The sequence below is a fragment of the Pseudomonas sp. 10S5 genome (genome assembly GCF_035019745.1).
Taxonomy (GTDB): domain Bacteria; phylum Pseudomonadota; class Gammaproteobacteria; order Pseudomonadales; family Pseudomonadaceae; genus Aquipseudomonas.
In genome coordinates, this window is the sequence record NZ_JASJVL010000008.1 from 113546 (window position 1) to 140165 (window position 26620).

The following is a 26620-nucleotide window of genomic DNA, read 5'->3' on the forward strand; positions in this document are numbered from 1 at the left end:
AGGCTTCAGTGCTGGCAAAACAATGGCCTAATGACAGTATTTGTTACGCTTTTACGTGTAGCACATACTCACTGTCTCTTTTTGGAAGTACCGTATGCGCGTTTGGATAGATGCCGATGCTTGTCCTCGGCCAGCGAAAGATCAGGTCATCAAGTTCGCCTTGAAGCGTCAGTTCGAGGTGCTACTGGTGGCGGGACAAAGTCAAATTAAGCCGAGCTACAGCTGCGTCAAATTAATCGTGGTCCCTAGCGGGCCGGACGCGGCAGACGATTATTTGGTCGAGCATGCGGTGCCAGGTGATCTGGTGATCTGCAGCGACGTGCCGTTGGCAGATCGTCTGATCAAAAAAGGCGTCGCCGCGCTAGATCCTCGGGGCCGCGAGTTTGACCCGCAGAACATGGGTGACCGCTTGGCAGTGCGAAATTTGTTCACTGATTTACGTGAACAAGGCCAAATGAGCGGTGGCCCAGCACCCTATGGCGACCGCGAAAAACAGACGTTTGCCAACGCGCTCGACAGGATACTCACGCGATTGGCTTAACGACGGCGCGGTATCGAAGACGGGCCGCGCGTTCTGAATTTGGAATTGTGACTAGGCCGCTTCCTCATGGTCTTGCATAAGTTCAATTACCCGATCAACCAACTTGTTAATGCCCGCCGCCGCCTCGCTGATTGACTGGGCGATCATATAGGCCGGAGTACTGATCAGTTTGCGTGCAGGGTCTTCAACGATTTCGCCTACGGTGCATTCCTTGTGGGTGCCGCCCATTTTGCCGATTGCTTTGGCGGTTTCTGGATCGTTACCGACGGTGCAAGTAACGCCAGGGCCGTAGATTTTTGCTGCCAGGGCAGGGGAAACGCAGATCAACCCCACGGGCTTGCGCGATTCGGCAAACGCTTCGGCCAAGGCCAGCAGAGCGGGATTGATGCTGCAATTGGCGCCTTCAACAGCGAAATTGGACAGATTTTTAGCCGCACCGAATCCACCCGGGATGATCAACGCATCGAACTCGTCGGCATCTGCTTCACGAATATCTTTGATTGCGCCACGGGCGATGCGGGCGGACTCAATCAAAACATTCCGCGACTCGGGCATTTCCTCACCGGTCAGGTGATTGATCACGTGGTGCTGTGGGATGTCGGGTGCAAAACACTGCACCTCAACCCCGCGCTGGTTCAGGCGCAGCAGGGTAAGGACGCTTTCATGGATCTCAGCTCCGTCCTGGACGCCGCAGCCCGAAAGAATAACGGCCACTTTCTTTTGCATGGGTTTGCTCCTGTGAAGGGCACCGATGGAGTCGCCGTTGGCGAGCTGGAATCTGTGTTAACCAGTCTGCAGTTTTATGCCAAATTAGCCGCTGATGCACGGCGGACCAAGCATGGCAGCGACAAGCTGCGGATTTATGGATGCGCGCCGGTGGTGCCGGGCGAATGTTGCCGCAAAATGCCCAATCATCCAGTCTGACTTGAGCCCTTTCCGTAAGTTCGAAATACTGCCGAGCCGTCGCAGCGGGCTTACATCTCGATGCAATTCGCGGTTCATGTGCGCCTGGGGAGCTATCTACTGTACGGGAGCGACAATTTATAGATAGCTGCCATGGTGGTGAGCGGGTCCGGGTTGCGTTAGTGACCTACGTGCGACTGAGCGCAATGTTTTTAGTGCGCTCGTGGACATTTCATTCGTCTGGTAGGTGCTTAATCTCGACCGTTGCCGATTCTCGCTTGGACAATTCCAACTCTCTGGCAATGCGAGCGGCCTTGATTCGACGTCGCAACCACAAGATCCCGCCTAGGATCAGCAAGGCGCCTAGCACCCACAGTTCGTACTTCTTAACATTGCCTAGCAAGCCTTCGAGCAGCGCGCCAAAGTGATAGGCCGCAGCGCCCAGTGCAGCGGCCCAAACGGCAGCGCCCAGGCCATTCAGTAGTAAGTAGCGTCCGGGCGGATAACCGGACAATCCTATTGCCACCGGCATCACGGTGCGTAACCCGTACACAAAGCGGAAACTCAGCACCCAAATATCGGGGTGCTTACGGATATGTTCCAGCGCCTTGTCGCCCAGCAACTGCCAACGAGGCTTGCGCGCCAGCAGCTTGCGGCCGTGCTTGCGCCCAAGAAAATACCAAAGCTGATCGCCAGCGTAGCTACCAAAAAAGGCAACCACCACCACCAGGTTGATGTCCATGTATCCACGGAACGCAAGAAAGCCGGCGAGGACAAGAATCGTCTCACCTTCAAAAAAGGTTCCTAGAAAGAGGGCAAAGTAGCCAAATTCCTGCAATAAATGTTGGAGCATTATATGGATGCTAGCGAAATGAACGCGCAGCCTAACTCGCCGAAGCCATTCAGGAAAGTGTGGATATGTGTCTCAGCGTTAACATTTCCTACAAGGACCAACGACTGCGTCCCACGGTCGCAGGGTTGCCCATAGCTGTAACGCAGCGGTCATAATAGCCGCTTATAACTGTCACGCTTGCCCGCCAGCGCGGGCTCAGGAGTCTTGCCGTGAGCTTTACCCCCGCCAGCCGCTTGTTTCCCTCTACTCGCCTGCGCCGCAACCGTCGCGACGATTTCTCCCGCCGCCTCGTCCGTGAAAACGTTCTGACCGTCGACGATCTGATTCTTCCGGTTTTTGTACTCGACGGGGAAAACCGTCGCGAAATGATTACGTCGATGCCAGGCGTCGAGCGTATGAGCATTGATCAGTTACTAATAGAAGCTGAGACTTGGGTTGCGCTGGGTATTCCTGCGTTGGCGTTGTTTCCGGTCACGCCGCCTGAAAAAAAGACTCTGGACGGCGCTGAAGCGTGGAATCCTGAAGGCATCGCTCAGCGTGCTACTCGTGCTCTACGTGACCGATTCCCTGAATTAGGCGTCATTACTGACGTTGCCCTGGACCCGTTCACCACGCATGGCCAAGACGGCATCTTGGACGAGCATGGCTACGTGCAAAACGACATCACTGTCGATGCGCTGGTTAAACAAGCTTTGTCCCACGCTGCCGCTGGTGCACAAGTAGTCGCACCTTCGGACATGATGGACGGTCGCATTCAGGCTATCCGCGAAGCGTTGGAGTTGGCAGATCACGTTAACGTGCGGATCATGGCCTATTCAGCCAAGTACGCCAGTGCCTATTATGGTCCGTTTCGTGATGCGGTAGGCTCGGCACTGAATCTGGGCAAAGCCAACAAGGCGTCTTATCAGATGGACCCGGCCAACAGCAACGAAGCGCTGCACGAAGTAGCGGCTGACTTGTCTGAAGGTGCAGACATGGTCATGGTCAAGCCGGGCATGCCCTATTTGGATATTCTTTTGCGGGTAAAGGAAGAGTTCAAAGTACCGACCTTCGTTTATCAGGTCAGCGGTGAATACGCGATGCACATGGCGGCCATCCAGAATGGCTGGCTGAGTGAGGGGGTGATACTGGAATCTCTCACCGCTTTTAAACGTGCAGGTGCTGACGGCATTCTTACTTATTTCGCCGTTCGTGCTGCTCAACTGCTAAAAGGGCAGTAGCCCAAACAGGAACACCCATGAATACCGAAGGACTCACCGAAGCTGCTGTTCAGATCGCCGTTCAGGATACTCAGCCTGTGGTTGAGCCGAGCATTGAAGTGGTGGCGGTCCCCGAGGCGGTCCAGCCCGCGCCAGTGCCACAGCCTGCTGTTCATAATCTGGACGACAGCAACCTGTACATCCACCGCGAACTGTCGCAATTGCAGTTCAATATTCGCGTGTTGGAGCAGGCGCTGGATGAGTCCTACCCATTGCTGGAGCGGCTGAAGTTTCTGTTGATTTTCTCCAGTAACCTCGATGAATTTTTCGAGATTCGTGTCGCAGGTTTGAAGAAACAGATTACCTTTGCCCGTGAACAAGCGGGCGCAGATGGGTTGCAGCCGCAACAGGCTTTGGCGCGGATTAGCGAATTGGTACATGGGCATGTGGACCGCCAATACGCGATTCTCAACGATATTCTTTTGCCAGAACTGGAAAAGCATCAGGTTCGTTTTATTCGTCGTCGGTACTGGACTGCCAAGCTCAAAGCTTGGGTTCGTCGCTATTTTCGTGACGAGATTGCGCCGATCATCACACCGATCGGCCTCGATCCCACACACCCATTCCCGTTGCTGGTGAACAAAAGCCTGAACTTTATAGTTGAACTGGAAGGGGTTGATGCCTTCGGTCGCGATTCCGGTCTGGCGATTATTCCGGCACCGCGCTTACTCCCACGCATTATCAAAGTGCCAGAGGAAATCAGCGGAGCAGGGGACAACTACGTTTTCCTATCATCAATGATCCATGCGCACGCCGATGATCTTTTCCAGGGTATGAAGGTCAAGGGCTGCTATCAGTTTCGCCTGACTCGAAACGCCGACTTGGCCGTTGATACCGAAGACGTAGAAGACTTGGCCCGCGCCCTGCGTGGCGAGTTATTTTCGCGGCGTTACGGTGATGCAGTCAGGCTGGAAGTGGCGGACACCTGTCCGAAACACCTTTCTGATTACTTACTCAAGCAGTTCAGTCTGAGTGAAACCGAACTTTATCAAGTCAACGGACCTGTCAACCTGACGCGTTTGTTCAGCATCACTGGCCTGGATAGCCATCCCGAGTTGCAGTACGCGCCGTTTACCCCGGCCATTCCTAAGCTACTGCAAAACAGTGAGAACATTTTCACGGTCATCAGCAAGCAAGATATTTTGCTGCTGCACCCGTTTGAGTCCTTCACACCCGTCGTGGATTTACTGCGCCAGGCAGCGAAAGATCCGCATGTGCTCGCAGTTCGGCAAACGCTGTACCGCAGTGGCGCCAACTCGGAAATCGTCGATGCTTTAGTAGACGCCGCTCGTAACGGTAAGGAAGTTACGGCGGTGATTGAACTGCGAGCCCGGTTCGATGAAGAGTCCAACCTGCAACTGGCCAGCCGTCTCCAAGCGGCAGGCGCAGTCGTGATCTATGGCGTGGTTGGATTTAAGACGCATGCCAAGATGATGCTGATTCTGCGCCGCGAGGCCGGCGAGATTGTGCGCTATGCGCATTTAGGGACTGGCAACTACCATGCCGGTAACGCTCGTCTGTATACCGATTACAGCCTGCTGACCTCCGACGATGCCCTGTGCGAAGACGTCGGAAAACTGTTCAGTCAGTTGATCGGGATGGGTAAAACGTTGCGCATGAAGAAGCTGCTGCATGCACCGTTCACCCTCAAGAAAGGCATGCTCGACATGATTGCCCGGGAGACGCAGTTCGCCCTCGATGGTAAACCGGCGCACATCATTGCCAAATTCAACTCGCTGACCGACCCGAAGGTTATCCGTGCGTTGTACAAGGCGAGCCAATCTGGCGTGCGTATCGATTTGGTGATTCGCGGTATGTGTTGTTTACGGCCGGGAATCGCGGGTGTTTCGCACAACATTCATGTGCGCTCGATCATCGGTCGCTTCCTGGAACACACACGGGTCTTCTACTTCCTCAATGGCGGTGAAGAGCAGATGTTTCTTTCCAGCGCCGACTGGATGGAGCGCAACCTCGATAAACGCGTAGAGACGTGCTTCCCGGTCGAAGGCAAGAAGTTGATTCTGCGGGTCAAAAAGGAGTTGGAGAGTTATCTGACGGATAATACCCACGCCTGGATTCTGCATTCAGACGGTCGCTACACGCGCAGCACGCCGACCGGTAACCAGAACCCTCGCAGTGCCCAGGCGACGCTGCTAGAGCGCCTGAGCAATCCAATACTCAGCGTACGCTGAAGACGATCCCAACTCGGGCCAACCACTCGGCTTCCAGTGCGAAGTCGGCCTGAGTCAGCTGGTTGTTTTCCAGCCAGCCGTCCGGGAACAATACGTCTAAGCTCTGATCGTTGGCGTGCAACACCACTTGAGGCATCGCTTGGGTGCCGCGGATGTGGTGGAACAGAATCGCAAAGCGCAGCAGCACGCACAGACGAATCAGCTTGATGCCTTCTTCGCCGAAATCAGCGAACTTGTCTTTGGGAATATTTCGGCGATGGCCTCGCACCAGCAGTGCCAGCATTTGTTGGTCTTCGCGGGAAAATCCGGCCAAGTCCGAGTGCTCGATCAAATAAGCGCCGTGCTTGTGGTAATGATAGTGAGCGATATCCAGGCCCACTTCATGAACCTTGGCCGCCCAGCGTAGTAACTCGCGATACGGCTCATCCTCCAGCCCCCACGCCACGGCCACTTGCTCAAGAGAGTGCAGCGCTTTGGCTTCGACACGAGCGGCTTGTTCAAGGTCGACGTGATAACGCTCCATCAGCGAACTGAGGGTGCGCTCACGCACGTCTTCATGATGATGGCGACCCATCAGGTCATAAAGCACGCCTTCACGTAGCGCGCCCTCACAGTGATCCATGCGGGTGAGTTCCAGTGCGTCGAAAATAGCTTCAAGAATCGCCAGGCCTGCCGGAAAAATGGCCCGACGGTCAGGTTTGATGCCTTCAAAGTCGATTTTATCGACATCACCGAGCTTGAACATTCGGCGTTTGAGCCAGGCCAAGCCCTCAGCATTTACTTCACCGGTGCCGTGGCCGCCTGCTTTAAGGGCCAGACCGATGGCGCGGATGGTGCCGGACGAGCCAATGGCCTCGTCCCACGTGAGGCGATGCAGCGCGTGTTCAATGCTCATGATTTCCAAGCGCGCAGCGGTGTAAGCCTGGGCGTAGCGCGCCGGGGTGATTTTGCCGTCTTTAAAATACCGTTGAGTGAAACTCACGCAGCCCATTTGCAAGCTTTCGCGCAGTAGCGGTTCAAAGCGCTGGCCGATGATGAACTCAGTGCTGCCGCCGCCGATATCAGCGACCAGCCTTTTGCCAGGAGCATCAGCCAGCGTGTGCGACACGCCGAGGTAAATCAGGCGGGCCTCTTCACGCCCTGAGATCACCTCCACCGGGTGGCCGAGAATCTCTTCGGCCCGGCGAATGAAATCTCCCCGATTACGCGCTTCACGCAGGGCGTTGGTACCGACGATGCGGACGGCGCCGGACTCCATGCCACTGATTAGTTGAGCAAATTGCTTAAGACAATCAAGACCGCGTTGCATGGACTCTTCGGTGAGTTGGCGTTCATCAGTGATCCCTGCGGCTAACTGAACCTTCTCGCCGAGCCGCTCTAGAATGCGGATCTCGCCCAGATTGGCTTTGGCCACGACCATATGGAAACTGTTGGAGCCCAAGTCGATGGCGGCGATCAAAGAATGATTTTTTCTAGGGGACAGCGGCATGATTAAAGAGTCTCGGTCGAAAACCCCGTCATCGTGCCACGATCCTTCCCCGCCGCCAACGCGAAGCGTCGTGTGGCGCCCTGTAGAAGCCAACTTGTTGGCGATTAATCAGGCAAAGAGGTTTTCCGGTACCGCGTTAATGCCCTAGTCAACGAGTTGGTTCCCCTCAAGCATCGCTTATTTACGACTGCTTCGTAACCGATCGCGGGCAAGCGTCCTCCTAAAGCCCCGTATTGCTGCGCGACGGCCCGCTTTTTTCGTGCATTTCTGATTTTTTTGCTTCTGCGATTTGTAGGATCTTGGTGGTAGGTATGTAGGGCTTTTCTGATTGTGTGTTTTGCCGATTTTTTGCTGGTGTTTGGTTGGTAGGGTGCGGCTATTCCAGCCAGGAGCCAGCGCCATGACCCAGTGTTTCAAAGACCACGAATGCGACACGCAGAAGTTGAATCAGAACACCAAGCCGTTCTCCGAATGTAAAACGCACATGGTGAGCGCTTACGACACCACCTTTGAATGCACCGACGTCCCGGTGCTGACCTGCTCGGGAATCTGGCGAGTCTTCCAGCGCGAAGCTGAAGAAATTGTCGCCCCCGGCGGTGTCCTGATCGCCGACTCCATCGAACGCAACCGCGTCATCAACGCTGCCTATGCCCGGTTGTGGCTGCACGACAATCGTTTCCAATGGGCAGGGCTTGCGGCCTTTGCATCTAAGCAAGTCGGCTGCGGGTTGTTGCATGCAGCGAATACGAATGAGGTCATTCAAGCTGAAGTCGACGCCGGGCGCCGGATGTTCGACAGCGGCTCGGACTCGAGTGTAGGTATCAAGGGCCTGATTAATATCAAGACGTTGGATAAACACGCCATGGAGGATTATGAGGCCGCCAGCAAAAACAACCCTGTGCCGTTCTCGACGTTAGGCGGCGAACCCTCCTTGATGCAACAACAGTTCCGACACGTCTACGACATGATGGCCTTGGGTAATACCACGTTGTTTCTCGATATCTTCCCGCTGCATGCGTTTTACAAAAAGCGTGGGCTTGATGAACTAAGGATTTGTCTTGGCGAGCGAGCGGGCATTTTTGGTCATCCGAAGTTTCCAGTGTTGTGGCCTGTGGGGCAGAAAAAGCTCGAGTTCGGTGTTCGGCATGGACAAATCCTGGAGGGTTTCGCTGCGATAGAAAAAGGGAATATTGCCAAAAGCGTGGAGCTTTTGGCTGTACATGAACAACGCAATATCCTGCAACCGACTATTTACGAAGACCCACAACTTAAACGGCTACTGCGCGGAAACCATGCCTCCTATGTCACCGGTTTTCCTTTGGGGGTGGCTCAAGCGATTGAGTTGACGCTGGCGAGCCAATGCCATCCCGTCGAGGATGGACGCACCCTCGAATTCAGCAGCAACCCGTTTGCAGACTTGTCAGATTACACGCAGCGCATAGCCTTCGTGATGCAAGCAGCGGCGCGTTTTGACGAGATGCTGGGTGACGGAAATCGACCTTTGCTGGAGCAATCAATAAGAGATATCGCCGAAGGGTCAGGTGTCCAATGAAGCGGCGATACTGGTTCTGCCTGGCCCTGCTGACAGTATGGTTAGCATTCGTCGCGAGGTCGTGGTACGAGCGGGAGATCGCCCTGGTGATAGGTGGAACCTACGAGGAGATGCTCAAGGCTTCGTCAGCCCGTTTTAGTTCACCTTTTCCCGGTGGGAGAATATGGCCGGGCATGCCAAAGTCAAATGTACAATTACGATTCACCGACCCGCAATATGGATTTATCACGCCAAAAAGCGCTGACGTATTCGTTGTATTCGATGACAACGTTATTGAAAACATCCAAATGTCTCCGCAGCTGGAACCCTTGTTACTCGATGACGCCTTGAAGGTAGTGCTGGACCTTCAGGACCAATGGCGTCGCGGAGGATGGATAAATAGAAATCACAAAAAATACCCACCCTTTGCCGATACGCCTCAATGGCGTGCTCAATTGCGCGACAAGGGAGGCACAACTGATTGGTATGCTGGCGACAAGTATCAGGCCATGCTCACAGTGCATCGTTTTGAAGATCGCAAACGCCCCGAAGAAGAGCGCTATAAGATTACCCTTGAAGTTGCCAAGCCTTGGACGCCTTACCCATGACTTGGCGTCGTTGGACGCTAATGATAGTTCTGACGGCATGGGCAGCATTCGTCGCGAGGTCGTGGTACGAGCGGGAGATCGTCGTGGAGATCGGTGGAACTTACGAGAATATGCGAAAGCAGTCGTCAGCCCGCTTTAGTCCACCTTATCCAGACGGGGGAATATCGTGGGGCGGTGCAAAATCCAACGCCCGATTACGGTTCCTCGACCCGCAATATGGATTTATCACCCCCATTGGTACGTCCTTCACTATGGGATTCAAGGGCAACACCATTGGCGATGTTCGTATCTCTCCGCAGACCGAGCCCTTGTTACTGGATGATGCCTTAAAGGTAGTGCTGGACCTTCAGGAACAATGGCGCCGCGGCGGATGGATAGATAGAAATCACAAAAAATATCCACCCTTTGCCGATACGCCCCAATGGCGCGCTCAATTGCGCGACAAGGGAGGCATAACTTATTGGTATGCCGGCGACAAGTATCAGGCCATGCTCACAGTGCATCGTTTTGAAGATCGCAAACGCCCCGAAGAAGAGCGCTATAAGATCACTCTCGAAGTTGCTAAGCCTTGGACACCTTACCCATGACTCGGCTTCGTTGGAGCTGCCTTATAGATTCAACTGAGTTCGTCACAATCAGTGGGCAAGTTCCACCTCAACTACCCAATCTAAAAAACACCCTATCTAGCCAAGGAGTACACCCATGCCAATGCCACCCTACTTGACCATCATCGGCGAAAAACAAAAATTGATTACTGAAGGCTGTTCGTCGTTAGAGTCAATTGGCAATAACTACCAGCTCGGGCGAGAAGATCAAATTCTGGTGGATTCATTTGATCAGCATTTTGGTCGACCCCAAGGGGCGCAGCCCGGCCATCGGGTTCATGGGCCCTTCACCATTACCAAGATGCTCGATAAGTCGACCCCATTACTGTTTGAAGCGTGGCGCACGGGTGAAACACTGAGCCAATGCAAGTTTGACTGGTATCGAATTTCACCCAATGGTTTTCATGAGCATTTTTTTACCATGGTCTATAAAGACGCCCTGATTACCGATATACATATCGCAATGCCACATTGGCGCGATCCTGCATTTGCTCATATCACTCAATTGGAAACTGTTACGTTTACGTATCGGAACAACAGCTCGACTCATGAAACCTGCGGAACGACGGGTTCCGACTACTGGAATGAGGGAGCGTCGGCATGAAGTTGGTGCATCGTCGTAAACTTAACATGGGAGAAGAAAAATACGTCCATTCTCCCGCTGAAGCCTTGGTGATAGTCAAAAGACTTTTAGCAGGGCATCGGAAAATCGAAGGTCTGGCCGAATTGCGACGCGCCTCGATGGTCTTTCACGATCGTTATGTCTGGGAGCAGATTGAGCGCGGCGAGTGGGTGCTGACCAAGCCTGAGGCGCGCACGTTTGACTGGGGGGATTACGAGCCGCACGCTCGCCACCGAAGGATGCTGGCGGCTTTAGAGAACCCACCGCCTCAAATAGTCCCCCCTAAACTGATATTTCGTCTGTTTGACACAGAAACAGAGGAATTTATTGTTAGCCAAAGTTACTTTGGCGAATTTGATGGGGAGTCAGGCCAACGACGAGTCGATGCTCAAGGGTTTGGCAATTTCCCGGTGACATCGAAAAGATCGAGCCTTTCAGTGCGGATAGTGAACAGCTATTACCGCTATTAATGGCGTGTCGTTGTCGAGTTCTATGGCAGTGAGGGGATTGATTTATGTTTAGCGCTTCATCGAAAATCAAATCAGTTCCCTCAGCCCCCGTGATCGACCGACCCTTCGGGATCGAGATCCGAGGGGATTCATCGCACAGCAGCACTTTGGGTGACATGGCCAACGCACGGGTAATCGCCACGCGCTGTTGCTGACCGCCTGACAAGCGATCAGGGAATGCATCGAATTTCCCCCCCCCCCCAACGCGCTCCAGCATCTGCCGCGCAAGTTGCGCCGCTTTGGCTTTGGGCACCTTCGGCACCACCTGGCCTTCTTTTGAAGCTCTGTTTCGCACCGACTTTGCACCGACTTTTATGCTTGCCGGTGCCGACCTATTGCGCAATTGATGCAGGACCATAGCAAGACTCAATCAACCTCGGCTTCCTGAACCCGGTGAGTCCCGCTATGATGGAGCACGATTTTTAGCCTACGACCTCGGAGACTTTCCATGAGTAGCGACCTTATTAAACACGTCAGTGACGCCAGCTTCGAAGCAGAAGTCCTCAAGGCTGAAGGCGCGGTACTAGTAGATTACTGGGCCGAGTGGTGTGGCCCATGCAAGATGATTGCCCCCGTCCTGGACGAAATTGCCGAGACGTATAAGGGCAAGTTGACGATTGCCAAGTTGAACATTGACGAAAACCAGGAAACTCCTGCCAAGCATGGCGTTCGCGGTATCCCGACCCTGATGTTGTTCAAAAACGGCAACGTTGAAGCTACCAAAGTAGGCGCTCTGTCGAAGTCGCAACTGACTGCATTTCTCGATAGCAACATCTGAAGCACCTAAGCCCCGCACAAAGCGGGGTTTTTTATGAAGCCAGGACTAGACGCCCTGAAAGTGCAGTGTTACATTCGGCCCCGCAATGGCTTCTCCATTGCCCCCTGCTAGCCGTCGCCGACGCTTATCCTTTCGAATTAGTACGCGATCCTGTCGCCTTCTCTGCGGCGCGGCCTCATTAAGCCAAAAGCTTAATTTCCCCTCCCATACATGATTACGTCATTCCTATATGAACCTGACTGAACTCAAGCAAAAGCCGATTACCGATCTGCTCGAAATGGCCGAACAGATGGGCATAGAAAATATGGCCCGTTCGCGCAAGCAGGATGTGATTTTTTCCCTGCTGAAAAAGCACGCCAAAAGTGGCGAGGAAATTTCCGGTGATGGCGTGTTGGAGATTCTCCAGGACGGCTTCGGTTTCCTCCGCTCTGCAGACGCCTCCTACCTAGCCGGTCCTGACGATATTTATGTCTCGCCGAGCCAGATCCGCCGTTTCAACCTGCGCACTGGCGATACCATCGTCGGAAAGATCCGTCCGCCTAAAGAAGGCGAGCGTTATTTCGCTCTGCTAAAGGTCGACACGATCAACTATGACCGTCCGGAAAACGCGAAGAACAAGATTCTTTTCGAAAACCTGACGCCGTTATTCCCGACCATTCGCATGAAGATGGAAGTCGGTAACGGTTCAACTGAAGACCTTACTGGCCGGGTGATCGATCTTTGCGCCCCGATCGGTAAAGGCCAGCGTGGCCTGATCGTTGCGCCGCCAAAAGCCGGCAAAACCATCATGCTGCAGAACATCGCAGCGAACATCACGCGTAACAATCCGGAAGTCCATCTGATCGTATTGTTGATCGATGAGCGCCCGGAAGAAGTGACCGAAATGCAACGCACTGTGCGCGGCGAAGTGGTTGCTTCGACCTTCGACGAGCCACCAACCCGGCACGTACAGGTTGCCGAAATGGTGATCGAGAAGGCCAAGCGTTTGGTCGAACACAAAAAAGACGTGGTGATTCTGCTCGACTCCATCACCCGTCTGGCTCGTGCTTACAACACCGTGATTCCTAGCTCCGGCAAGGTACTCACCGGTGGTGTCGATGCTCACGCCCTGGAGAAACCGAAACGTTTCTTCGGCGCTGCACGGAACATCGAAGAAGGCGGCTCGCTGACCATCATCGCTACCGCGCTGGTTGAAACCGGCTCGAAGATGGATGAAGTGATTTACGAAGAATTCAAAGGCACGGGCAACATGGAGCTGCCGCTGGATCGTAAAATCGCTGAAAAACGCGTGTTCCCAGCTATCAACATCAACCGTTCCGGTACCCGCCGTGAAGAGTTGCTGACGGCTGATGACGAGCTGCAACGGATGTGGATTCTACGCAAACTGCTGCACCCTATGGACGAAGTCGCGGCTATCGAGTTCCTGATCGACAAGCTGAAGCAGACCAAGACCAACGACGAGTTCTTCCTGTCGATGAAGCGCAAATAAGCCGCTGACTCAATCTGGCTGAACCGTGTGAAAAGAGTGGTGTCCTTAGGGACACCATTTTTTTTGGGACACGGAAGTGAATTACATCCTTGGCAATCGTCGTGACATCGACGGATTACGGGCGCTGGCCGTTATTCCAGTCGTCCTGTTTCATTACGGGTTCAATGGCTTCAGCGGCGGCTTTGTAGGCGTCGACGTGTTTTTTGTTATTTCAGGATTTCTGATTACATCAATCATATGTCGTGAAATCGAAGCTGGGCGGTTCAGTTTTTATGAGTTTTGGTCGCGGCGCGCTCGACGCATTATCCCAGCGTTAAGTGTAGTGATAGGCGCCGTTCTGTTAGTCGGCTGGTTGCTACTACCCCCTAACGATTATGCGCAGTTGGGCCGAGCCGTTCGTTACCAGGCGATGTTCGTTTCCAACATTCTTTTCATGCATCAAGACGGCTATTTCGAGGCGGCTTCGGCGTTCAAACCGTTACTGCACACTTGGTCGCTGTCTGTCGAAGAGCAGTACTACATTTTCTTCCCTTTGTTGATGGTTCTGCTTACGCGTTATATCCGGCGCTGGCGTTGGGTGTTGTTCGCGTTGCTGGTGGTGTCGTTTCTTCTCAATATTTGGACTGTGGCCCGGCAACCCGATGCCGCTTTCTTTTTATTGCCGATGCGGGCATGGGAGTTGCTGTGCGGCGCAATGCTGGCTGCGCTACCTGCGCAGCCACGCGGATTGCGTCCGTGGGTTTATCAGGTCGTGAGCGTGGCGGGATTTGCGGCCGTGATCCTGGCGGTGTGTACGTTAGACAAAAATACGTTGTTTCCGGGTTGGGCGGCGTTGCTTCCGGTACTGGGTGCTACAGCGATGTTGTGGGCCAACGGCCAGTCACCGACGTGGGTGGGCCGACTCCTGGGCACTCGGATGCTGGTAGGAGTTGGGCTCATTTCATATTCGCTCTACCTCTGGCACTGGCCGATTTTCGTCTACGCCAATGCGGTATCGGTCGATGGCCTGTCACTGACCGAAGCCTGCGCCTGGGTGCTAGTTAGCATGGGGTTGGCATGTCTGAGCTGGTGTTTTGTAGAACTGCCTTTCAGGCAAAAGCGGCTAATGGCGACTCGCGAGTCAATGGTGGGTGCTGCCGCTATCAGCATGTTGGCGCTGGCCATGCTGGGCCAATCATTACGCTGGACGGACGGTATGCCTGAGCGTTTATCCGATCAAGCCATGCGATATGCTCAGGCGAGTCATTGGACTCAAGGGCAGATAGCATGTTTGATGGACACGCAAAGCGCTGATTTGAACACTGTGTGCCGCTTTGGCGGGGCCACCGACACATCGCCTCTGCAATTTGTGTGGGGTGATAGCCATGCTGCCGCGCTGACGCCTGCGCTCCGGGCCGACGCAGAGCGTTATGGTAAATCTGTTTGGCTTGTCAGCTTGGCGGGTTGCCCACCCATCATTGGTGCTCACGTTCGTCAGCAATGCGAAGACTTCAATCGGCAAACGTTGGCGCTGGTGCGCCGAAAAAAGGTTCGCGATGTCGTACTCGCGGGTCGCTGGAGTCTATATCTGTATGGGGAAGAAGACGGCGACCAGAAGTACGTGGTGTTCCGAGCTGACGACGGTGGCAGCGCAGAGCAACACATGGCGGGCGACCTGCGCAAGATGGTCGCCCGTGTGCGTGAAACCGGCGCACGGGTATGGTTGTTCAAGGAAGTGCCGATGCAGCGTCCGGGCACTATCGGTCGACTGAGCAGTTTGGCCATGATCGGGCGTTCTGCTTCGATGGTTGGTCGCCCGGTTGTTGAGCATAAAGCACGACAGCGATTTATCGACAGTTTATTCGCTGAATTGAGCGCTGCCGATGGTCAAGTGCGCGTGCTAGATCCGGCCGCGCTGTTGTGCTCGAGCGGTGTTTGCCGGGCCGAGATAAACGGCGCGCCGTTGTACATGGATGAAAATCACTTATCGGATCAAGGTGGCGAACGCCTTACCCCATTGTTCGACCCGATTTTCTTGAGCGAAAATGCCCGCTGACGTCGCCTATTCAACCTTCAGAGCAGGTAGGATGGGCGTCTATTTTAGGAATGGCCTGATCAATGAAATTCAAGGATCTTCGGGATTTCGTGCAGCAGCTTGAGCAGCGCGGAGAGTTAAAACGCATTAAGGTGCCCGTCTCGCCGGTGCTTGAGATGACCGAAATTTGCGACCGGACCTTGCGTAGTAAAGGCCCGGCATTGCTCTTTGAAAACCCCATCGGTTATGACATTCCGGTACTCGGTAACCTGTTCGGTACGCCGCAACGGGTGGCCATGGGCATGGGCGCCGAAGCCGTCAGCGAACTGCGTGAAATCGGCAAGCTGCTGGCGTTTCTCAAAGAGCCTGAGCCGCCTAAAGGCTTGAAGGACGCGTGGTCGAAGCTGCCGATTTTTCGCAAGATCATCGCAATGGCACCCAAGATCGTCAAAGATGCCCCATGCCAGGAACAGGTTATCGAAGGTGATGATGTCGACCTTGGCATGTTGCCAGTCCAGACTTGCTGGCCGGGCGATGTAGGTCCGCTGATCACTTGGGGGTTGACCGTCACCAAAGGTCCGAACAAGGACCGCCAAAATCTGGGTATTTATCGTCAGCAAGTAATCGGCCGCAACAAGGTCATCATGCGCTGGCTGAGTCACCGTGGCGGCGCGCTGGATTTCAGGGAGTGGTGCGAGAAGTATCCCGGCAAGCCGTTTCCGGTCGCCGTGGCGTTAGGTGCTGACCCGGCGACGATTCTCGGCGCAGTGACGCCGGTGCCTGACAGCTTGTCCGAATACGCATTCGCTGGCTTGCTGCGCGGTAACCGCACTGAGCTCATTAAATGCCGTGGTAACGACCTGCAAGTTCCAGCTAGTGCGGAAATCGTCCTCGAAGGCGTGATTCATCCCGGCGAGATGGCCGATGAAGGGCCGTATGGGGACCATACCGGTTATTACAACGAAGTCGATAGCTTTCCGGTGTTCACGGTGGAGCGCATCACCCATCGAATCAAACCGATTTACCACAGCACCTACACCGGTCGGCCACCTGATGAACCGGCTATCCTTGGCGTAGCGCTAAACGAAGTGTTCGTGCCGATTCTGCAGAAACAGTTTCCGGAGATCACCGATTTCTACTTGCCGCCTGAAGGCTGTTCCTATCGGATGGCCATCGTGACCATCAAGAAACAATATCCCGGCCACGCCAAGCGCGTAATGCTGGGTGTCTGGTCGTTTCTGCGACAGTTCATGTACACCAAGTTCGTTATTGTCACCGACGATGACATTAACGCTCGGGACTGGAGCGATGTGGTCTGGGCGATTACCACACGCATGGACCCCAAGCGCGATACGGTGATGATCGAAAATACGCCGATCGACTATCTCGATTTCGCCTCCCCGGTTTCCGGTCTGGGTTCGAAGATGGGTCTGGACGCAACGCATAAATGGCCGGGTGAGACCACACGTGAGTGGGGTCGGGTTATCGTCAAGGATGAAGCGGTAACACGCCGGATCGACGATATTTGGAATGAGTTGGGAATAGATTGATGCGTGTAACCTTGCAGCCGTCTGGTGCGGTACTGGAGATGTTGCCCGGCGAGCGAATACTCGATGCTGCGCAACGTCTTGGCTATGACTGCCCGCAGAGTTGCCGCAATGGCAATTGCCATATTTGCTCTGCGTTGTTGGTCGAAGGTCGAGTCATGCAAGCGGGTGAGGAGCGTGATCATGGCGAGTTCTACACCTGCCTGGCCGAGCCGCTGGAAGACTGCGTGGTGATGTGGGATGGCGTGTTAGCGCGTAACGAATTGCCGTTACGCAAGCTGGCCTGCCAGATTACCGAGTGCGTTGAAGTTGGCGGGGACGTATGGCGCATTCGGCTGCGAGCGCCCGCAGGTAAGCCACCGCGCTATCACGCCGGACAATACTTGATGATCGAACGCGAAAACGGCGAGAAATCGGCATTCTCCATGGCCTCATCCCCACACCGCGGGCGCGATCTTGAAATGCACATACTGGCTCGTGAAGCCAGTGCATTGAGCCTTATTGAACAATTGCAGCGCAACAGCATGGTCAACGTCGAACTGCCTTATGGCGATTCACACCTCGCCGATTTACCTGTTGGGCCGCTGGTATTGATTGCAGCCGGCACTGGCATGGGGCAAATGCAAAGCTTGATCGAGCATTGCCGTGCTTCGGGTTTTCAACACCCCGTGCATCTGTACTGGGGGGTTCGACGCCCTGAAGAGTTTTACGACATGCCCCATTGGGATGAGTGGAAACAGATGCCAAACTTGTATTTGCATAAAGTAGTCAGCGACCTATGCGGTTGGAAAGGGCGCTGCGGCATGTTGCATGAAGCGGTAAGCCAGGACATCAGCGATTTGTCGTCGGTGATTGTCTACGCCAGTGGCTCCCCGGCAATGGTCTACGCAACGCTCGACGCCTTGGTCAATGCCGGAATGGACGCGCACCAGATGCACGCCGACGTTTTTGCCTACGCGCCTCGCGGCTGAGTCAGCCTCAGAAACGAACCCCGACGTTCACCATCGTCGCCGAGAACCCCAACAAAACCGCCTCGGCCGTGACAGGGCCGAGATGGACGCCCACCGATGGGATAATCACCGGCGCAACGCCAAATCGGTTGAACGGAATCTTGTCGCGGTATTGGCCCCGATAGCCATACATTAGGCCTCCAGAAACTTTCACGTACACCGGATAATCTGCGTTCTCAAAGCGTTTGCCGACATACCCGTAAGCTGATTGCTGATCGTACGAATTGCGAAACGTGGCTGCTCCATACAGCAAACCAGACCCTTCGTTGCGCTCTAGGCCAATCAGCTGCTGCTGATTATTGTGTTTAGGGTCTGGAGAAAAATGCCGTGTATATACACTGGTCTGGACCAGCCAGAAGCCATCTTCACCCTTGCCCATGGCTTCACTCGCCCCTACAGATGTGAGCGCCGTCAGTAGCGTCAATGACGCCCAGCGTTTGATTTCTCTGACGTTCATCATTTTCCTCTGAGCATTTAAAGCCAAGGGGCGGCTTTATACAGCGCTGTAGTGAGGCTTGAAAGAGTGAGATGCCTACAGGATGTGTCGGAAATTTCTGCCAGTGTTAGGCGGTCGGATTAGAAGAGTTCCCTTAGCCTTTCAGCAGCTTCACTCGCTATTCGATTTCGGTATTTAGAATAGTTGACCAAGGCTTCTAAGCTATAACGGTGACCGCAAAGGCGCCCGCAGCGTCTTTGTGTTCACTACCGCTCGGAAGATCAGCTTCGGTAGTGGATTACAAATTGCATGATATGCATCAGGTCAGCGACAACTGGGGTGGTAAGGCCAGGGGGAAAGCAATGGGGAATGAACTCAACAGTTTGATCGCGGCTGCCCACATCGGCCTGGAGCTCAGTTACCCACCGGTAATTGACCTCGGCCCGCACTTAACGCGCGAACAACTGCTCAGCTCTATGCAAGACACCATGAAGCTGCATCAAGGTGGCCCTGTGTGGCTATTCGCTTATGGCTCGCTCATTTGGCGGCCGGAATGCTCCGCCGTAGAGCGTCAGCGCGGACGAGTGCACGGTTATCATCGCGGTTTGTATCTTTGGTCCCACGAACACCGTGGCACACCAGAACTTCCTGGTCTTGTGTTCGGTCTTGATCGCGGGGGTTCTTGCAGCGGGTTCGCCTATCGCCTGCCCGCAGAATGCTTGCAAGAATCACTGCTCGCCCTTTGGCAGCGCGAAATGCCTTACCCCTCGTATAGACCTCACTGGCTAAGCTGCCGCCTTGAAGACGGCACTCGGGTTCAAGCATTGGGTTTCGTACTCGAACGCCACCTGCCCAGCTACGCCGGCAACTTGCCCGACAGTGTCCTCAGCCAAGTCCTCGCCAATGCCTGCGGCCGCAACGGCAGCACGCGCGACTACGTCGAACAAACCGCTAACTGCTTGCGCAGCCACGCCATGCCGGATCTGAATCTGGAAGCGAAGCTCAAACGAATGAATTCGGTCTCACAGGGTAGTGCAGGGTAATAGTTATGGCTTTGGACTCCCGAGCCACCATCGCAGCGGCCCGGGCTCTTAATCCCCGTCATCTAACTCCAACAACTACCTTCCCAACTGCTTTCCTCTGCGCCAACGAGTCAATCGCTTCTCCGGCCTTTTCCAGTGGATAAACCTGCGATATTAACGGCTTCAACTTCCCCTCCGCATACCACGCAAACAACTGCTGAAAATTAGCCGCGTTATCCAACGGCTGTCTTTGCGCAAAAGATCCCCAGAACACCCCAACCACCGAAGCACCTTTCAACAGCGCCAAGTTTACCGGCAGTTCAGGAATACGCCCGCTGGCGAACCCCACCACCAACAACCGGCCATTCCAGGCAATTGACCGCACCGCTTGGTCAAACAGATCCCCGCCCACCGGGTCGTAAATAACGTCAACGCCCAGCCCGTTGGTGAGGCGTTTGATCTCGTCTTTGAGATTCGTGCCGCTGTAGTTGATCAACTCATCGGCGCCGGCTGCTTTGGCTACGGCAAGTTTCTCCGCGCTGCTGGCGGCGGCGATGACTTTGGCGCCCATGGCTTTGCCGATTTCGACGGCGGCGAGGCCTACGCCGCCTGAGGCGCCAAGTACTAGCAGGGTTTCGCCGGGTTGCAGGTTGGCGCGCTGCTTGAGGGCGTGCATGGAGGTGCCGTAGGTCATGCTAAAACCAGCAGCAGTGATGTAATCCATCGCATCCGGGATAGGCAAAACGTTGTAGCCAGCTACTGATATTTGTTCAGCAAAGCTGCCCCAGCCGGTCAACGCCATGACCCGATCGCCGATTTTCAAGTGGCTGACTTTTTCACCGACGGCCGAAACCACGCCCGATGCTTCACTGCCCGGAGAGAAAGGGAAGGGGGGTTTGAACTGATATTTACCTTCAATAATTAGCGTGTCCGGAAAATTGACCCCCGCTGCGTGCACATCCAAGACAATTTCGTTTTTCTTTGCTTCTGGACTGGCGACTTCTTCCAGCACCAATGTTTCGGCGGGGCCGAAGGCTTTGCACAGCAGGGCTTTCATCGGACTATTCCTTTTTTAGTTATAGCCGATAAGTGTAGGTAGGCAGATTTCTGGGTCAATCAGAATGCCGGAGCCAAATAAGCAGACATAAGTGCAGTAAGCTACGCAGCAAATCGGATGAGGAGTGGACTGTGAAAGCGTGGATCATCATGTTGTTGGCTTTGTCGCTGCCCGTCGTGGCATCGGCTGAAGAGTCTAAAGAAAGCGATGCCAGCAAAGTGGCTTATGTTTCCCTCAGTCCTGCCCTAGTGGGCAACTACGGCCTTGATGGCGGGCCGAAGCTGCACGTCTACAAAGCTGATATTGCGCTGCGGGTTACAGGTGCCGACGCTGAAAAGGCGGTCAGACACAATGAGCCGCTGATTCGCAATCAGTTGGTGGCGCTGTTTTCGCAACAAACCGTCGACACCATGAATAACGTCGATGCGAAGGAAAAATTGCGTCAGGAAGCGCTCAAGCAAACCCAGCAAATCATGAGCGATGAGGAAGGTAAGCCGGTTGTTGAAGATTTGCTCTTCAACAACCTAATCATTCAATGACGTACTTGAACCGGGATTTAAAGCAGCGCCAGTATCGCTTGCCATTGGTCGGCGGATACTGGCATGACTGAAAGCCGGGTACCTTTTTGCACGAGAGGCAATTGTTCCAGTGCGCTTTGCTGCTTCAGGTAACTGATTTTTAGCACGTGTGGAAAAGCTTCGACGAAGCTGACGTTGACGGCGCTCCAGCGATTTTTTTTCTCGCTGGATTTCGGGTCGAAATAAGCGCCACCCGGATCAAGTGCGGTGGGGTCCGGATAAGCTGCATCAACAATACGTCCGATGCCGACAATCCCGGGTTGCGCGCAGCTGGAGTGATAAAAGAAAAAGGTGTCATCAGGCGCCATAACTCGCATGAAGTTTCGCGCCTGATAATTGCGTACGCCGTCCCAGCGAGTTTCGCCTAGGCGTTGAAGGTCTTTGATCGAGAGTTCTTCCGGCTCGGATTTCATCAGCCAATAGGCCATGGGTGTTGCTCCTGAATCGGGGTTGAAAAAAGTGATGCGATTTTATGACAAACCGACGTTCGGTTGACGCCATCATTTGCGTGAAAGTGATAGTTGTCGGAGAATGCGCGTGATTTTAAGCATCGCGTTGTTGCAGCGGCTTTATAAACCGTAGTCAGTGACGCATTGATTTGCCCAAGGGGGGCAATCGATGAAACGCAAACCGGATATTTTATGGGTTTTGGCTTTTTTGTTCGGTTTGGGTGTAGTAACCACCGGCTACGCACAGAGTTTGTGGACGAATAAGTCTGATGCGCCTGTAGAAATTTCTCAGCAGCACCATCAAAAGCCACCGCAGCACTGATTGATCCTATCGACGCTGCAATCATAAGCAGCGTCTAGCCTCGATCCTTATTGACTCCTTGATACCAGCGCTTATCGGTCACAGTGCCTTGTAACGGCACGTCCCAGCTCGCCTGCGCCAATTGATCGATCTTTTGACATTCATGGGCCAGCCCAAGCAAAACCGGCTTCTGCCAGGCTTTTCTTCGGGCCTGATACGCTAGGCTACGGTCATAAAAACCACCGCCCATGCCCAGTCGCCCCCCCACATCGTCAAAACCCACCAACGGTAGAAGAATCAGATCCAGTGTCCAAACAAGTCGCTGCCGGGCGACATTTGATCGTGGCTCGGGGATGCGAAAGCGGTTAGGTCTAAACGTTTCCCCGTGAATGACGCGCTGAAAAACCATCTTGGTGCGTGGCCAGGCGCTGAGCACCGGCAGGTAGGTTTTCTTGCCGCGTCGTTGAGCTGCACGCAGCAATAAGCGCGGGTCGATTTCACCGTCGTTGGGGATATATAGCGCTATGTGTCTGGCGCGGCGGAACAGTGGGTTTTGTGCGAGCTGGCGATACAGACCGCGAGCGGCTTGGCGTTGTTGGCTGGGGTTTAAGGCGCGACGAGTTTTGCGCAACTGAGTACGCAGTTGTTGCCGCGAAAGTGGCGCGGGACTGGTCATTCAGGTAGATCCAGAGTCAATTTGGCTGGGCGCCGAATCGTAAAGACCATCGCCAGACAGCAAGACTGGCCATGGATAAAAATAAAGACTCCCCGACGAACCGCTGTCGGTGTAGCCCTTGAACCCGAAAGTTCAAGGTGGAGATTGCAGGAGGACTTAAGGCTTTCCGTCAAGCGGACATGCACACCGTCCCCAACGTGCAACCCCCGTGGTTGTGCGTATCGGCTCAGGGACATGACCGACTGGCTAGCACTCCAGGGAGCGGTCGCAAGTATACCCGAAACCTGTCCAAAGATTCACTTTTGGGTGGGTTCCGGATCAGTGGCCAGCACTAGATCAACCCTTTCCAGCAAATTGCGCACTTGCTCGCGGGTCGACCCACTGGCCTGAACGTCGGGCAAATCCTGCTTATGGAGCAAGTCGTGGGTGATGTTGAGCGCAGCCATCACGGCAATGCGATCGGCCCCAATGACTTTGCCGCTGCTACGGATTTCACGCATCTTGCCATCCAGGTATTTCGCAGCACTGACCAAATTGGTGCGCTCTTCCTGAGGGCAGATGATCGAATATTCTTTATCGAGAATCTGAACAGTTACGCTGTTACTTGAGCTCATGAGTCTTGCTCCAGGGCCTTGAGGCGCGAAATCATGGATTCCACCTTATGACGGGCGATTTCATTTTTTTCAATGAGATGAGCGCGTTCCTCGCGCCAGGATTTTTCCTGAGCTACTAAGAGTCCATTTTGGCTTTTTAGTTGCTCGACACGCTTGATTAGCAACTCCAGTCGAGCCATCAACGCTTGTAGATCGGTATCTTCCATTGTGTCCCACTGAATACTTTCTGATGAATGGCGTAGGTGCAGGCGCGTTAATAGTCGTTCAAAAGGGCTTGCAGGGCAGTCTCGGCGCGTTTACTGGTGCAACTGCTGGAAATAAATGAGCGCACGCCCTACGATATAAGGCCTCCATTCTAGACATTGCGCCGCTTGGCGCCTAGTTACCCATGCCTATTCAGAATTCTCCGTATAAAGCTTTTGCCGCCCTGCTCAATGCCGGTGGCTATCCTGTGTCTCCTGCCGAGCTGCATGGCCTTTTGTTGGGCCGCAGTTGTGCTGGCGCTGGTTTCGACATCGATAGCTGGATGGTCGATGCCAGCGAAATGCTCGGCGCAGCACCGCAAGACGCTATTCGCCAGGCGCTGGTTGGTCTGCAAGAGATGGTCAAAGGTGAATTGACCAGTGACGACATGACTGTCGTGCTGTTGTTGCCTACTGACGACGCCCCGTTGGCTGAGCGCGCCATTGCGCTTGGCCAGTGGTGCCAAGGCTTTCTTGCCGGTTTTGGTCTGACTGCCCGTGATACTGCAATCAGTGCTGAAGCTATGGAAGTTCTTCAAGATCTATCGGCTATCGCTCAAGTCCAGGACGCGCTGGAAGAGTCCGAAGATGGCGAAGGCGATTACATGGAAGTGATGGAATACCTGCGCGTCGCTCCGCTGCTGCTATTCACTGAATGCAACAAGCCTGCGACACTCGAACCGAAACCGTCGTTGCATTGATCGCTCAGCTTGCGGCCGTTTGCCGGCGAGTCAGGCCGGCCGCGCAAAGCACTCATAAGGGGACTTCACCTGTTTATGATCCATATCCCGAAGTCGGAATACGCCCGTCGTCGCAAAGCCCTGATGGCGCAAATGGTCCCCAACAGCATCGCGATTTTACCGGCTGCTGCGGTGGCTATTCGCAACCGCGATGTTGAGCATGTCTATCGTCAGGACAGCGACTTCCAGTACCTCAGCGGTTTTCCAGAGCCCGAAGCAGTCATCGTTCTGATACCCGGCCGTGAGTACGGCGAGTACGTGTTGTTCTGTCGTGAACGAAATCCCCAGCGTGAGCTGTGGGATGGTCTGCGTGCAGGGCAAGAGGGGGCGTTGAGTGATTTCGGTGCCGACGATGCATTCCCGATCAGTGATATCGACGATATTCTTCCCGGCCTGATCGAAGGCCGTGATCGGGTGTACTCGGCCATGGGCAGCAACCCTGAGTTTGATCGCCATGTGATGGACTGGATCAACGTCATCCGTTCCAAAGCGAATATGGGCGCGCAGCCGCCGAACGAATTTGTTGCGCTAGATCATTTACTGCATGACATGCGCCTGTATAAATCTGCGGCAGAAATCAAAGTTATGCGTAGCGCCGCCGAAATCTCTTCGCGTGCCCACGTTCGAGCAATGCAGGCCAGTCGTGCCGGGCTACATGAATTCAGCCTCGAAGCTGAGCTGGATTATGAATTTCGCAAAGGCGGGGCGAAGATGTCGGCCTACGGTTCCATCGTCGCTTCGGGTCGCAACGCCTGCATCCTGCACTATCAGGAGAACGACGCGGTGCTTAAGGATGGCGACTTGGTACTGATTGATGCAGGGTGTGAGATCGATTGCTACGCCAGCGACATCACCCGTACGTTTCCGGTCAGCGGTACGTTTTCGCCCGAGCAAAAAGCGATCTACGAATTGGTGCTTAAATCCCAGGAAGCGGCGTTTGCAGCGATTGGGCCCGACAAGCATTGGAATCAGGCTCACGAAGCCACGGTTTTAGTGATTACCACCGGATTATTGGAGTTGGGCTTGTTGCAGGGCAACGTTGAGGAATTGATCGTCAGCGAAGCCTATAAAGCGTTTTACATGCACCGTGCCGGTCATTGGCTGGGCATGGACGTACATGATGTTGGCGATTACAAAGTCGGCGGCGAATGGCGTGTTTTAGAAGTCGGCATGACGCTGACTGTTGAGCCGGGGATTTATATTGCCCCGGACAATCAAAACGTCGCGAAGAAATGGCGAGGAATCGGTGTGCGGATCGAGGATGACGTAGTGGTGACCAAGCAAGGATGTGAAGTGCTCTCCCATGGCGTGCCCAAGACGGTCGCGGCTATCGAGGCCTTGATGGCTGCTGCGAGAGCCGAGGCCGCATGAGCCGGGTCAATATTGCAATCGTCGGCGGCGGTCTAGTCGGGGCAAGCCTGGCTTTGGCCCTTCAAGCAGGAGCAAAGGCGCGGGGCTGGAAGATCGTTCTGATTGAACCCTTCGCCCCCGGTGATTCTTATCAACCGAGCTATGATGCACGTTCGTCCGCATTGTCCTTTGGTGCGCGAAAAATTTACGAGCGCTTAGGCCTTTGGCAGCACATCAGCCGTCGTGCTGAGCCGATCCTGCAAATTCAGGTTTCTGACCGCGGGCGCTTTGGCGCAGCTCGATTGTCGGCAATGGAAGAGGGCGTGCCGGCATTGGGTTACGTGGTGGAAAACGCCTGGTTGGGTCAATGCCTGTGGCAGGGCCTGGACAGCGACGTGATCAGTTGGCGCTGTCCGGCCGAGGTCAAGCGCATGCAACCCTTGGGCGATGGCTATCGACTTACCCTCGATGACGAAACCGAAGTGGAATGCGACCTGGCGATACTCGCCGATGGCGGCCGTTCGGGGCTGCGCGAGCAATTGGGGATCGGCGTCACTGAGCGGCCCTACAACCAGAGCGCGCTGATCGCCAACATCACGCCGAGTGAAGCCCATTGCGGGCAAGCATTCGAGCGCTTCACCGATGACGGCCCGATGGCGTTATTGCCGCTGCCCGAGAATCGTTGCGCTCTGGTCTGGACCCGTGGAGGTACGGACGCCGAGCGTCTGATCGCGCTGGATGAGCGCAGTTTTCTCAGCGAACTACAGAATGCGTTTGGCTATCGTTTGGGCGCATTGCGACAGGTGGGTGCGCGGCATGTGTATCCGCTGAAACTCGTCGAGGCGCAAGAGCAAGTCCGTCCGCATTTGGCAGTGTTGGGCAACGCCGCTCATAGCCTGCATCCGATTGCTGGGCAAGGCTTCAACTTGTCGTTGCGCGACGCTAACGCATTGGCCGAAGCGCTGCTGGCGAGTGAATGCCTGCCAGGCGATTTTGCCACCTTGCAGGCGTATCGCGAGTGCCAGCGTTTGGATCAGCTATTGACCGTAGGCTTCTCCGATCAAGTTACACGACTGTTCGGCAGCGTTCAGCCATTAGTCGGTACGGGGAGGAATCTGGGTTTGCTTGGGTTGGACCTGTTGCCCCCCGCAAAACGTTGGTTTGCCCGTCAAGCCATGGGGCTGGGAACTCGCCCCGATGCTTGA

28 protein-coding genes, 1 other RNA gene and 1 pseudogene are annotated in these 26620 nt (G+C 54.6%); 19 read left to right on the forward strand and 11 right to left on the reverse strand.

Translation table 11 applies throughout. The features are described 5' to 3' along the window. Positions 1 to 94 precede the first annotated feature (94 nt). A complete protein-coding gene (locus QN378_RS10800) occupies positions 95 to 541 on the forward strand; it encodes a YaiI/YqxD family protein (RefSeq protein ID WP_323546879.1) in 447 nt (148 codons plus the stop codon). Between the two features lie 51 nt (positions 542 to 592). On the opposite strand, the gene elbB is transcribed toward QN378_RS10800, so the two are convergent. Both elbB and QN378_RS10810 read right to left on the reverse strand, forming a co-directional pair. Further along, the gene (gene elbB / locus QN378_RS10805) at positions 593 to 1267 is read right to left on the reverse strand and encodes an isoprenoid biosynthesis glyoxalase ElbB (protein WP_323546877.1); all 675 of its coding nucleotides are present in this window, start codon (positions 1265 to 1267) and stop codon (positions 593 to 595) included. A gap of 409 nt (positions 1268 to 1676) precedes the next feature. Beyond that, complete coding sequence (locus tag QN378_RS10810) at positions 1677 to 2300, reverse strand: DedA family protein (protein ID WP_322206959.1); 624 nt, start codon at positions 2298 to 2300, stop codon at positions 1677 to 1679. A 206-nt stretch (positions 2301 to 2506) separates the two neighbouring features. Here QN378_RS10810 and hemB point away from each other — a divergent pair, with 206 nt between their 5' ends. Then, positions 2507 to 3517 (forward strand): porphobilinogen synthase, encoded by a 1011-nt coding sequence (gene hemB / locus QN378_RS10815; RefSeq protein WP_322205801.1) that lies wholly within the window; start codon positions 2507 to 2509, stop codon positions 3515 to 3517. Positions 3518 to 3534: 17 nt separating this feature from the next. Beyond that, positions 3535 to 5748, forward strand: coding sequence for a polyphosphate kinase 1 (gene ppk1, locus QN378_RS10820; RefSeq protein ID WP_322205800.1), 2214 nt, complete (start codon positions 3535 to 3537; stop codon positions 5746 to 5748). Here ppk1 and ppx read toward each other — a convergent pair. Continuing rightward, on the reverse strand, positions 5735 to 7237 hold the full coding sequence (ppx, locus tag QN378_RS10825) for an exopolyphosphatase (RefSeq protein ID WP_322205799.1): 1503 nt from the start codon (positions 7235 to 7237) through the stop codon (positions 5735 to 5737). The two genes, ppk1 and ppx, sit on opposite strands and share 14 nt — an antisense overlap. A gap of 400 nt (positions 7238 to 7637) precedes the next feature. On the opposite strand from ppx, the gene QN378_RS10830 reads away from it, so the two are divergent. The 5 genes from QN378_RS10830 (at position 7638) to QN378_RS10850 (ending at position 11073) form a co-directional block, all read left to right on the forward strand. Then, the gene (locus QN378_RS10830; protein ID WP_323546874.1) at positions 7638 to 8789 is read left to right on the forward strand and encodes a DUF2515 family protein; all 1152 of its coding nucleotides are present in this window, start codon (positions 7638 to 7640) and stop codon (positions 8787 to 8789) included. A gap of 110 nt (positions 8790 to 8899) precedes the next feature. Next, positions 8900 to 9376 carry a hypothetical protein gene (locus QN378_RS10835; protein WP_322205798.1) on the forward strand — a complete coding sequence of 159 codons (477 nt, stop codon included), beginning with the start codon at positions 8900 to 8902 and terminating at the stop codon, positions 9374 to 9376. After that, positions 9373 to 9963, forward strand: coding sequence for a hypothetical protein (locus QN378_RS10840; RefSeq protein WP_322205796.1), 591 nt, complete (start codon positions 9373 to 9375; stop codon positions 9961 to 9963). Before QN378_RS10835 ends, QN378_RS10840 begins: the two co-directional genes overlap by 4 nt. A gap of 115 nt (positions 9964 to 10078) precedes the next feature. Beyond that, positions 10079 to 10585: an Hcp family type VI secretion system effector gene (locus QN378_RS10845; protein WP_322205794.1), complete on the forward strand. Its 507-nt coding sequence runs from the start codon at positions 10079 to 10081 to the stop codon at positions 10583 to 10585. Continuing rightward, complete coding sequence (locus QN378_RS10850) at positions 10582 to 11073, forward strand: hypothetical protein (RefSeq protein WP_322207007.1); 492 nt, start codon at positions 10582 to 10584, stop codon at positions 11071 to 11073. The genes QN378_RS10845 and QN378_RS10850 overlap by 4 nt, the downstream gene beginning before the upstream one ends. 124 nt (positions 11074 to 11197) lie before the next feature. Here QN378_RS10850 and QN378_RS10855 read toward each other — a convergent pair. Further along, positions 11198 to 11380: pseudogene (locus QN378_RS10855) on the reverse strand (ATP-binding cassette domain-containing protein); the annotation flags it as partial. Between the two features lie 180 nt (positions 11381 to 11560). Here QN378_RS10855 and trxA point away from each other — a divergent pair. The 5 genes from trxA (at position 11561) to QN378_RS10880 (ending at position 17911) form a co-directional block, all read left to right on the forward strand. Then, a complete protein-coding gene (gene trxA / locus QN378_RS10860) occupies positions 11561 to 11890 on the forward strand; it encodes a thioredoxin TrxA (RefSeq protein WP_322166590.1) in 330 nt (109 codons plus the stop codon). A gap of 229 nt (positions 11891 to 12119) precedes the next feature. Continuing rightward, a complete protein-coding gene (gene rho, locus QN378_RS10865; RefSeq protein ID WP_322166589.1) occupies positions 12120 to 13379 on the forward strand; it encodes a transcription termination factor Rho in 1260 nt (419 codons plus the stop codon). A gap of 76 nt (positions 13380 to 13455) precedes the next feature. Then, positions 13456 to 15414, forward strand: coding sequence for an acyltransferase family protein (locus QN378_RS10870; protein WP_323546871.1), 1959 nt, complete (start codon positions 13456 to 13458; stop codon positions 15412 to 15414). A gap of 62 nt (positions 15415 to 15476) precedes the next feature. After that, positions 15477 to 16943: a 4-hydroxy-3-polyprenylbenzoate decarboxylase gene (ubiD, locus tag QN378_RS10875; RefSeq protein WP_322205791.1), complete on the forward strand. Its 1467-nt coding sequence runs from the start codon at positions 15477 to 15479 to the stop codon at positions 16941 to 16943. Continuing rightward, positions 16943 to 17911 (forward strand): CDP-6-deoxy-delta-3,4-glucoseen reductase, encoded by a 969-nt coding sequence (locus tag QN378_RS10880; RefSeq protein WP_322205790.1) that lies wholly within the window; start codon positions 16943 to 16945, stop codon positions 17909 to 17911. The genes ubiD and QN378_RS10880 overlap by 1 nt, the downstream gene beginning before the upstream one ends. Positions 17912 to 17918: 7 nt before the next feature. Here QN378_RS10880 and QN378_RS10885 read toward each other — a convergent pair whose 3' ends face one another. Further along, positions 17919 to 18407: a sn-glycerol-3-phosphate transporter gene (locus tag QN378_RS10885; RefSeq protein WP_407074091.1), complete on the reverse strand. Its 489-nt coding sequence runs from the start codon at positions 18405 to 18407 to the stop codon at positions 17919 to 17921. A 341-nt stretch (positions 18408 to 18748) separates the two neighbouring features. On the opposite strand from QN378_RS10885, the gene QN378_RS10890 reads away from it, so the two are divergent. Continuing rightward, positions 18749 to 19429 (forward strand): gamma-glutamylcyclotransferase, encoded by a 681-nt coding sequence (locus QN378_RS10890; RefSeq protein WP_323546915.1) that lies wholly within the window; start codon positions 18749 to 18751, stop codon positions 19427 to 19429. Positions 19430 to 19487: 58 nt separating this feature from the next. Here the strand turns inward: QN378_RS10890 and QN378_RS10895 are convergent, their stop codons facing one another. Further along, the gene (locus QN378_RS10895; protein WP_323546869.1) at positions 19488 to 20465 is read right to left on the reverse strand and encodes an NADPH:quinone oxidoreductase family protein; all 978 of its coding nucleotides are present in this window, start codon (positions 20463 to 20465) and stop codon (positions 19488 to 19490) included. Between the two features lie 131 nt (positions 20466 to 20596). On the opposite strand from QN378_RS10895, the gene QN378_RS10900 reads away from it, so the two are divergent. Further along, on the forward strand, positions 20597 to 21004 hold the full coding sequence (locus tag QN378_RS10900; protein WP_322205788.1) for a flagellar basal body-associated protein FliL: 408 nt from the start codon (positions 20597 to 20599) through the stop codon (positions 21002 to 21004). A gap of 17 nt (positions 21005 to 21021) precedes the next feature. On the opposite strand, the gene QN378_RS10905 is transcribed toward QN378_RS10900, so the two are convergent. Then, complete coding sequence (locus tag QN378_RS10905; protein ID WP_322205787.1) at positions 21022 to 21471, reverse strand: EVE domain-containing protein; 450 nt, start codon at positions 21469 to 21471, stop codon at positions 21022 to 21024. A gap of 190 nt (positions 21472 to 21661) precedes the next feature. Between QN378_RS10905 and QN378_RS10910 the strand changes: the two genes are divergently transcribed. After that, a complete protein-coding gene (locus tag QN378_RS10910; protein WP_322205785.1) occupies positions 21662 to 21814 on the forward strand; it encodes a hypothetical protein in 153 nt (50 codons plus the stop codon). A 34-nt stretch (positions 21815 to 21848) separates the two neighbouring features. Here the strand turns inward: QN378_RS10910 and QN378_RS10915 are convergent, their stop codons facing one another. The 4 genes from QN378_RS10915 to QN378_RS10930 form a co-directional block, all read right to left on the reverse strand. After that, complete coding sequence (locus QN378_RS10915; RefSeq protein WP_322205784.1) at positions 21849 to 22469, reverse strand: 5-formyltetrahydrofolate cyclo-ligase; 621 nt, start codon at positions 22467 to 22469, stop codon at positions 21849 to 21851. Positions 22470 to 22554: 85 nt separating this feature from the next. Beyond that, positions 22555 to 22733: non-coding RNA, 6S RNA (ssrS, locus tag QN378_RS10920), on the reverse strand. A gap of 32 nt (positions 22734 to 22765) precedes the next feature. Next, entirely contained in the window at positions 22766 to 23083 is a 318-nt protein-coding gene (locus tag QN378_RS10925; RefSeq protein WP_322205783.1) for a cell division protein ZapA, read from the reverse strand. Next, on the reverse strand, positions 23080 to 23289 hold the full coding sequence (locus QN378_RS10930) for a TIGR02449 family protein (protein WP_322205782.1): 210 nt from the start codon (positions 23287 to 23289) through the stop codon (positions 23080 to 23082). Before QN378_RS10930 ends, QN378_RS10925 begins: the two co-directional genes overlap by 4 nt. Positions 23290 to 23471: 182 nt before the next feature. On the opposite strand from QN378_RS10930, the gene QN378_RS10935 reads away from it, so the two are divergent. The 3 genes from QN378_RS10935 to ubiH all read left to right on the forward strand — a co-directional run bounded on the left by QN378_RS10935 (position 23472) and on the right by ubiH (position 26620). Beyond that, the gene (locus tag QN378_RS10935; protein WP_322205781.1) at positions 23472 to 24026 is read left to right on the forward strand and encodes a YecA family protein; all 555 of its coding nucleotides are present in this window, start codon (positions 23472 to 23474) and stop codon (positions 24024 to 24026) included. 75 nt (positions 24027 to 24101) lie between these two features. Further along, complete coding sequence (gene pepP / locus QN378_RS10940; protein ID WP_322205780.1) at positions 24102 to 25436, forward strand: Xaa-Pro aminopeptidase; 1335 nt, start codon at positions 24102 to 24104, stop codon at positions 25434 to 25436. Next, positions 25433 to 26620 carry a 2-octaprenyl-6-methoxyphenyl hydroxylase gene (gene ubiH, locus QN378_RS10945; RefSeq protein ID WP_322205779.1) on the forward strand — a complete coding sequence of 396 codons (1188 nt, stop codon included), beginning with the start codon at positions 25433 to 25435 and terminating at the stop codon, positions 26618 to 26620. The genes pepP and ubiH overlap by 4 nt, the downstream gene beginning before the upstream one ends.